Annotated in this window: 9 protein-coding genes and 1 tRNA gene; 4 read left to right on the top strand and 6 right to left on the bottom strand. The window is 62.1% G+C overall.

Features of this window, described 5'->3' with window-relative positions:
- On the bottom strand, nt 1-1,135 hold a 1,135-nt coding region (locus AC27IQ_RS04980; RefSeq protein ID WP_487088624.1), incomplete at its 3' end, for an acyclic terpene utilization AtuA family protein.
- Between the two features lie 81 nt (nt 1,136-1,216).
- Between AC27IQ_RS04980 and AC27IQ_RS04975 the strand changes: the two genes are divergently transcribed.
- A complete protein-coding gene (locus AC27IQ_RS04975) occupies nt 1,217-2,119 on the top strand; it encodes a LysR family transcriptional regulator (RefSeq protein WP_284430772.1) in 903 nt (300 codons plus the stop codon).
- 349 nt (nt 2,120-2,468) lie between these two features.
- Here AC27IQ_RS04975 and AC27IQ_RS04970 read toward each other — a convergent pair whose 3' ends face one another.
- On the bottom strand, nt 2,469-2,828 hold the full coding sequence (locus AC27IQ_RS04970) for a hypothetical protein (protein WP_284430771.1): 360 nt from the start codon (nt 2,826-2,828) through the stop codon (nt 2,469-2,471).
- Nucleotides 2,829-2,982: 154 nt separating this feature from the next.
- Here AC27IQ_RS04970 and AC27IQ_RS04965 point away from each other — a divergent pair, with 154 nt between their 5' ends.
- The 3 genes from AC27IQ_RS04965 to AC27IQ_RS04955 all read left to right on the top strand — a co-directional run bounded on the left by AC27IQ_RS04965 (nt 2,983) and on the right by AC27IQ_RS04955 (nt 3,907).
- The gene (locus tag AC27IQ_RS04965; RefSeq protein WP_284406272.1) at nt 2,983-3,294 is read left to right on the top strand and encodes a hypothetical protein; all 312 of its coding nucleotides are present in this window, start codon (nt 2,983-2,985) and stop codon (nt 3,292-3,294) included.
- A 43-nt stretch (nt 3,295-3,337) separates the two neighbouring features.
- A complete protein-coding gene (locus AC27IQ_RS04960) occupies nt 3,338-3,619 on the top strand; it encodes a hypothetical protein (RefSeq protein ID WP_284430770.1) in 282 nt (93 codons plus the stop codon).
- Between the two features lie 111 nt (nt 3,620-3,730).
- Nucleotides 3,731-3,907 carry a DUF3606 domain-containing protein gene (locus AC27IQ_RS04955; protein ID WP_284430769.1) on the top strand — a complete coding sequence of 59 codons (177 nt, stop codon included), beginning with the start codon at nt 3,731-3,733 and terminating at the stop codon, nt 3,905-3,907.
- Nucleotides 3,908-4,593: 686 nt separating this feature from the next.
- On the opposite strand, the gene AC27IQ_RS04950 is transcribed toward AC27IQ_RS04955, so the two are convergent.
- The 4 genes from AC27IQ_RS04950 to AC27IQ_RS04935 all read right to left on the bottom strand — a co-directional run bounded on the left by AC27IQ_RS04950 (nt 4,594) and on the right by AC27IQ_RS04935 (nt 7,307).
- Nucleotides 4,594-5,718 carry a hypothetical protein gene (locus AC27IQ_RS04950; protein WP_487088621.1) on the bottom strand — a complete coding sequence of 375 codons (1,125 nt, stop codon included), beginning with the start codon at nt 5,716-5,718 and terminating at the stop codon, nt 4,594-4,596.
- A gap of 64 nt (nt 5,719-5,782) precedes the next feature.
- A complete protein-coding gene (locus AC27IQ_RS04945; protein WP_487088619.1) occupies nt 5,783-6,157 on the bottom strand; it encodes a hypothetical protein in 375 nt (124 codons plus the stop codon).
- Nucleotides 6,158-6,382: 225 nt separating this feature from the next.
- Nucleotides 6,383-6,458: transfer RNA gene (locus tag AC27IQ_RS04940), tRNA-Lys, on the bottom strand.
- 69 nt (nt 6,459-6,527) lie between these two features.
- Entirely contained in the window at nt 6,528-7,307 is a 780-nt protein-coding gene (locus AC27IQ_RS04935) for a tRNA threonylcarbamoyladenosine dehydratase (RefSeq protein WP_487088628.1), read from the bottom strand.
- Between the last annotated feature and the right edge of the window lie 26 nt (nt 7,308-7,333).

Below are 7,333 nucleotides of genomic sequence, written 5' to 3'. Positions count from 1 at the left end.
CCGCGTCCCGCCAGTGCCCGGCGTCGTCGCCGAACACGCTGGTCACCCCGATCAGGTCGATGCGCAGCGGCGCGACGCCGGCCAGGCGCTCGCGCAGAACCTCGCCCGCCAGCCGCGCGCGTGCTTCGGCACGGGCCCCGGCATAGGAAATCTCGCCCTCGGCGAACCAGCCGGATTCGAAGCACACATTCACCTTGAGCGACGGTGGCCGCACATGGCCGCTCACCCCTTCCAGCCGCACACGGTCGGTGCCGGCCGGCAGCACGCGCGCGGTGGTGATGTCGGCCACCACATCGGGCGTGAGGTAGGCGGCCGGGTCGTGCAGCTCGTACAACAGCTGCTCCTTCACCGTGCGCTCGTCGATGCGCCCGCCTGTGCCCGCGGGCTTGGCGATGGTGCAGTGGCCATCGGCGTCGATCTCGGCGATGGGGTAGCCCAGTTGCGCCATGCCCGGCACGTCCTTGTAGCCCGGGTCGGCGAAATACCCGCCGGTGACCTGCGAGCCGCATTCCAGCAGATGCCCGGCCATGGTGGCGCGCGCCAGCCGGTCCCAGTCGTCCGGGGCCCAGCCGAAATGCGCGAGGGCCGGCCCCACCACCAGCGAGGGGTCCGCCACGCGGCCGCACACCACGATGTCGGCGCCAGCGCGCAGCGCATCGGCGATCGGCTGCGCGCCGATGTACGCATTGGCGCTCACGATGGGGTCGGTGGGCAGGGCTGCGACCAGCGCCTGGGCCAGCACGGCACGGTGCCCGTCCCCGCTCAGGTCGTCGCCCTGCACCACGGCGATGCGGGGGCGGCGCGCGCCCAGCGCTTGGGCCAATTGCTGGATGCGGTGCGCAGCACCCAGCGGATTGGCCGCGCCGAAATTGCTCACGATGCGAATGCCGTGCTGCAGGCACTGCGCCAGCACGGGGCGCAGCAGGTCGTCGAGCAACGGCTCGTAGCCGGCGTCCGGATCGGCACGACGCGCCAACTGGGCCAGGGCCAGGGTGCGCTCGGCCAGGGTTTCGAAAATCAGTACCGCGGGCTGGCCGCTGTCGATGAGGGCCTGCACCACGGGTGCGGCGGCATCGGTGCGGTCGCCCGAGAAGCCGGCGGCGCAGCCGACCAGCAGGTTTTTTGGGGGGGGCATGGTTGTCTCCTGCCGGCCAATGTAGGCTCCGCGCGTTATTCTGTGAAATAGATAATCAGGATCAATTCATCCAAATCTTCAATGAATATCTCCACACGGCAGATCGATGCCTTTCTCGCCCTGGCCGGCCAGCGCAGCTTCACGCGGGCGGCCGCGCACTGCCACCTGTCGCAGCCCGCCTTCAGCGCGCTCATCCGCACGCTGGAAGATGCGATGGGACTGAAGCTGTTCGACCGCAGCACGCGCCACGTGGCCCTGACGGCGGAAGGAGAGGATTTTCTGGAATCCGCGCGCCGCATCCGGGCCGAGGTCGACAACGCCTTCGCCGCGGTGCACGACACCGCCACACTGCGCCGGGGGCGCGTGGCGATCGCCCTGCTGCCCTCGCTCGCGGCGGGCTGGCTGCCCGGTGTGCTGGCAGCGTATCGCGCAGCCCATCCCGGCATCGAACTGGACATCGCCGATGTGCTGTCGGAACCCTGCATCGAGCGGGTGGCCACGGGCAAGGCCGATTTCGCGTTGGCGGCCATCCGGGCAGATACGCCGGAATTGCAGGCCGAGCCGTTCAGCAGCGACGGCTTTCACCTGGTGTGCCGCGCCGACCATCCACTCGCGCGCCGCCGACGCAGCGGCGGCAAGGTCGTTGCGGTGCAACCCGCCGACCTGGCGGCGTTCCCTTTCGTGCATCTGGCCCGAACCAGCAGCGTGCGCCAGTACCTGGAGGCAGCGCTGCACCCGCAGGCGATGAACACGCTCATGGAAGTGGAACAGCTCGCCACCGTGATGGGCATGGTGCGCGCGGGCCTGGGCATCAGCGTGGTGCCCACGCTCACGCTTTTCCACTTCGACCAACCCGGGCTGGTGACACGGCCACTGGCATTGCCGGGGCTGACCCGCCAGATCTACCTGGTGCGGCGCCGGGACCGCAGCCTGTCGGTCGCGGCCCAGGCGATGTATTCCCTGGTCATGGAGCACCGGCCTTGAGCGCCATCAGGCGCTTCTTTTTTTCATAGCAAATTAAGCCGTGGATAAAGCGGTACAAGCGGATTGGACTCAAGACCTGGACCCGGCCGTGGCCGCGCCGTACCGGCTCAGTGGTGAGGCGGCGGCTCCTGCACGGGTGGCCCATCGCCTCCCGGCGGGTCTTCGACGGGCGGTGCAGGCGTCCAGGCGGGCTGGGGCGGCGTATCCAGCGGAGGCTGCGGGGTGGTCGGGGTCGGAATGGGGATGGAGGACGCGTGCATCGATGGCCTTTCAAGGGACATTGAAAACGTGGGGATCGGCGGTGCCGCTGCAGCGGGCGAAACAGGCGCCTGGCAGCATGAAGCCAGCCCTACTCCGTCTTCTTTCGGTCATCGAGCTCGCCGATCAGCGCCGCACCCTGGCGTGAGGACAACCGGGGTTCCTTGTGCGCATCGCCCCCGTAGTCCAGGCCCAGGCCGCGTGCCGAGCCGGAGGCATCGACGGCGGCGATCGGGCCTGTGGGATGCTCATGCACCGCGTCTTCCGGCGCGCGGTTGGCGTACGTGGATTCGTCACCACTGGCTCCGAAGCGCCGGGGGCCTTCGCCATCGCCGCGGTTCTCGCCGTCCACTTCGCCACGGCCGCGCGCGTCGTCGCGCATTCCATAGAGGTTGAAATGGCCCTGATCGCGCTGGCGATCCTGCTCGGGCGTCAATTTGTCATGTGCCATTTTTTTTCGCTCCTGAAAAGGAAGCTGCCAGCCTATGCCGCGCATGGCCAGGCAGGTGTAGGACCAGCGCTTCCAACGGCCGGGCACTAAAAATCGGGTGAAAGTTGCTCCAAAATACTGTAAATTCATACAGCATCAACCCAAGGAGCACGCCATGGAAACGGAAGAACTCACCTACACGGTCACCCTGCGCGACTATCCGGAAAACCTGCCCGAACGCGAGCGCACCAACGCCGAACGCCGCTATGCCAAAGCGATGGAAAAGGCCTTCGGCTCCGCCGCCCAGGTCGCCGCGGCACTGGACACGCTGCGCAGCCTGGAAGAGTCGCCGCCCGAAGTGGTGCCTCCTGCCGATCTCGCCTTGCTGCGGCAATGGGGCAAGGCCAGTACCGCGGCGCGCCAGGCCGCGTTCCAGGGCTTGGGCGAGGCAGAGAGCGCGTACTTCGACGTCCATCTGGCGGGATGAACTGGCGTTGTTGCCCGTCCTTTCCCCAGCCATTCCCACACCCATGGGCTTCGACCAAATCGCCATCGCTTTGCTGGGCGCCGCCGCGGCGTGGCTCTCTCAATCGCGCCACGAGGAACGCCGGCGCTGGGCCTGCATCTTCGGACTGCTGGGACAGCCCTTCTGGTTCTATGCCAGCTGGACGGCGGGCCAATGGGGCATCTTCGCCGTCAGCGTTCTCTACATGGGGGCGTGGCTTCGCGGCCTGTGGATCCACTGGCTGACCGCCCGCGAGGCGCCGCAGGGCATCGGTACCATTCAACTGACCCCGCAACGCAGGCCTTGACCGCCGCCCACGGCCATCGCGGTCGATGGCATTGACCTGCCGCAATCGTCCTACGCGAAACCAGCGAGTGACAGACCTAGCATGGCGCTCCCATTCCATCAGGAGCCACCCATGTCGGACGACGCCACGAAAACTGCGGAAGACCGCAAACTCATCAGCCTGGCCGAGGACTACGAGGTGCGCGACTGGGCCCGGTCTCTGAATTGCACCGAGGACGAGTTGCGCAGCGCGGTGAAAGCCGTGGGCAATTCTGCGCAGGCGGTGCGCTCTTATCTGGCGAATCGGTAGGTGCTCGCCATGTGGGAAGAACCAGTTGGAAAATTGGCAGATCTTCGGCAAGTGTGCATGCCGGACTCACGTGACAACGTGCTGGGCGCGGATCCAGCGCAATTGCCGCAGCAGGCACATCAAGCGCACGAGGCCCGTGTGCAAATGAGCCATTCGGAGGCGCCTTCGCGCCAGCTTTCCTGAGGGCCCAGCAAGAGTTGATCAGCGCTTGGCAAGGCCTCTGCCCTTGCACTGCCATGCCCGCATCATCGAGGTGAGCCATCCATTTTGCACAATCCACCACTTTCCATGCAGTGGGACAACAGATTGGTCAACAGCGCCTAATATTGACCTGTCGACACTCCCTGTCGACACCTCCCTTTCTTGCTCTTGAGCAAGTTTCAGCCCGCCTTGTGCGGGCTGCCTTTTTTGTGCAGCCGCTTTCAGTCGCCTTGGCGATCTGATGCGTGAGGAATGCATTCAAAGGTGAAAGGAAAGCACTGGATGCAATCGTCCACACTCAGACAGAGGATGGCCAGCCCCGGTGTATATCTGTCTATTAGGTGTCGTCAGTGCGCTGTTTCGCTTCGACCATGAACGCCCCCCAATCGTCGTAACAGAACTTGGTGTCGCAGTGCATGCGAGATGACGATCTGCTGGCAGCGGTTCAACCTGAAGAATGAGCGCTTCCAACTTTCAGTCGCCAATCAATAAGTTGAATACACCCACCATCCATAGGTGCTGTAACCCATCGCCCCGCCTGAACCTGGGCTGGATCTTGCGACTTCCCCGTCTAGATGGACCAGGCCCAATCTATAGTCTGCTGGATTTGTGGACCAGGGAGTGCACTTCTTTATCAATGCCGGTGTTGTGGCTGGAGCAGCGCATGACGGGTCCGCCGAAATCGCACTATTCAGAGAATGCAGCGCAGCCTGAGCTTGCGCATACGAGACGGAAAGGGAGAACCACCTCCATCCCGTCCAAGGCTGGTTGGTGGAAAACGCTGACCCTGGCTCGGTTGTCGAGTACGTGGTTCCAGGGTTGAACGACGTGCCGATGATCGGGCTCTCCGTTGCTTCATCCCTTGCGATGCTCTGAATAGGAGCCGGCGGCTCGCCACCGGAGGGGAAATCGAAGGCCCACACACCAAACCAGATATACCTCGATTGACTGCCGGTTTTCTCTTCAAGCGTAAACGACGGCCCGACATGCGCTCTTGCTTTGCCCGCGGTGTGAGCAGTCGGCACTTGGAGCATCAGAGAGAAATTAAATTTGCTGGTTGGCCCTCGCCCGAAAGGCCGATGGTCGACGTCCTGGGAAAACGCATAGTCAAGATTGCCACCCATGATGTTCCGATGGTGGCCGACCGGCGTTCCATCTGCATTGAAAACCGGCACACCATTTTCGATTCTCTGGTTCCAAGGAAGATTGTAGGCATTCAGCATTGCGCCATAGCGTGGCGAAACTACCCCACCATCGAGCACGTCGTGCGCTGACACAGCTGTTCCGCCATAACTCGCCCCGGGCTTACTATGCTGGTAGTTTTCCAGCGGGCTCGGTACCGCAAGACCCGTAAAGTCACCAAGATTCCAGCCGCTAAATGCGACGCCATCCTGATTGAATGCTGGATTCATTGCCGCAGTTGCATTGTCTACCGACCAAATTGGTCGGTTGTATAGGTCGGGGCTAAATACCGTTAAATCGAACTTGACGTTGCCGGCAATCCCTCCCACTGGGGGAGACATGACGTAGAAATAATCAGTCCCAGCCATGGCGACGCCGGCCGCCAAGCCAAAGACAGTTGTGATGAGAGATTTATTGATCGATTTCATTGATTTCCTCCTATTCCTGCCCGATGGCCAGCCCAAACACTGTGGAGGCCCGGAGTAACGAACCTTAGAATCGAAGGCTTACTTGTAGCTTGCTTCTACGAGAAAAATCAGGTTGTAGCGAACCCAAATATTTTGGTCGGGTCGACCCAAAATTTTGACCGCCATTGTTTTTGGGGTCTTTGGCAGCCAGCGAAAAATCAGACTTTGGAGGCATGATGCCTCGGAGGGTAAAGTCCCAGGTGAAATGAAAAGCGACGCTAATGGTCGCGTTTGCTCTTTTGAAGCTCTCGCATGATCTGCTTCCCATGCGGCGTATCAGTTGAAGGTTCGTAAAGTCCGCTTTCACAGGAAAAACGGACATGAAGAGGAGCAGATTCACCGACGAACCTAACGCAGGGAGGTCAAGCTGAACAGGGTGTGGCGTGACGACCACCTCCATATGCATCCTCTCTGTGAATGGTTCGTTGGAAGACAAACCTCAACGCCCCAGCGCCTACCAACTTCGCCTGTATGAAATAGAAGTCACATGTGGCAAGAATGCGCTACGCAGCAAGCCCTCGCCTCTCTTGATGGCAGAGGGTTCTGCAGAAAATCTGCCAGAGACGAACAAGAAAAAAGCACTTACCGCGTAATCGCCGTAAGTGCTTGATTCAATTCATATCTTTGGTGGGACGTGCGGGGGTCGAACCCACGACAAACGGATTAAAAGTCCGCTGCTCTACCAACTGAGCTAACGTCCCAACCTTTGCCACATCGGCATGGAACCCATGCAGCAAAGCCTCGAATTATAGCGTCTTTTCCAGGCGGATCTACCGCTTTGGCACGGTTGCAAGCATGTCCAAGACCCATCCGGCAGCGCATTGGCCAAACGTGGCGGTCACCGCCACTACCGAACCATAGCCATGGCAATTGAGTGAACCGTCGCCATCGCCGGCGATATCGCAGGACGCATGGGGAGGTGCCACCGCTTCCCGGCTGAACACGCACTGGACACCGATGCGGCGCCCCTCTTTCGCAGCACCATAGTGTTTGCGCAACCGGTAACGCATCTGGGCGAGCAGCGGATCGTGCGTGGTATTCGACAGATCGTCGATGTCCACTTTGTGCGCCAGCCGTTTACCGCCTGCAGCACCCACCGTCACCAGCCGATGCTTACCGCGAATCGCCCAGTCAGCGATCAACGCCTTGGTCTTGACCTGGTCGCAGGCATCCACGACCACATCGACCCCATGCGGCAACAAGGCCGGCCAGTTGCCGGCATCCGCAAACTCCTCGATGCAAGTCACCTCGCACTCAGGATTGATCTGTCCAATGCGGTCTCGCATGGCTTCGACCTTGGCTTGGCCCACCGTGCTGGACAGGGCATGGATTTGGCGGTTGATATTGGACTCGGCCACCTGATCCAGGTCGATCAATGTGAGGTGCCCGACACCGCTGCGCGCCAGCGCTTCCGTAGTCCAGGAGCCCACGCCGCCAATGCCCACCACGGCCACATGCGCGTTGCGAATGCGCGCGGCGCCGTCCACGCCATACAGACGCTCCAGGCCGCCGAAGCGGCGCTGGAGATCGGCGGTGCCGGCATCCTGCATCGCGTTGACGTGCGAATGGATTTCTG

The sequence above is a fragment of the Acidovorax sp. KPB24-07 genome (assembly GCF_057543315.1).
Note: the sequence above shows the minus strand (reverse complement) of the source record. Positions and strands in the feature narration are given on the sequence as shown.

Bases quoted from the DNA above. Each gene is read 5' to 3' on its own strand.
- AC27IQ_RS04960 (WP_284430770.1), top strand. From the start codon at position 3,338: ATGGGCTTCGACCAAATCGCCATCGCTTTGCTGGGCGCCGCCGCGGCG.
- AC27IQ_RS04945 (WP_487088619.1), bottom strand. From the start codon at position 6,157: ATGGAGGTGGTCGTCACGCCACACCCTGTTCAGCTTGACCTCCCTGCG.
- AC27IQ_RS04950 (WP_487088621.1), bottom strand. From the start codon at position 5,718: ATGAAATCGATCAATAAATCTCTCATCACAACTGTCTTTGGCTTGGCG.
- AC27IQ_RS04970 (WP_284430771.1), bottom strand. From the start codon at position 2,828: ATGGCACATGACAAATTGACGCCCGAGCAGGATCGCCAGCGCGATCAG.
- AC27IQ_RS04935 (WP_487088628.1), bottom strand. From the start codon at position 7,307: ATGCAGGATGCCGGCACCGCCGATCTCCAGCGCCGCTTCGGCGGCCTG.
- AC27IQ_RS04955 (WP_284430769.1), top strand. From the start codon at position 3,731: ATGTCGGACGACGCCACGAAAACTGCGGAAGACCGCAAACTCATCAGC.
- AC27IQ_RS04975 (WP_284430772.1), top strand. From the start codon at position 1,217: ATGAATATCTCCACACGGCAGATCGATGCCTTTCTCGCCCTGGCCGGC.
- AC27IQ_RS04965 (WP_284406272.1), top strand. From the start codon at position 2,983: ATGGAAACGGAAGAACTCACCTACACGGTCACCCTGCGCGACTATCCG.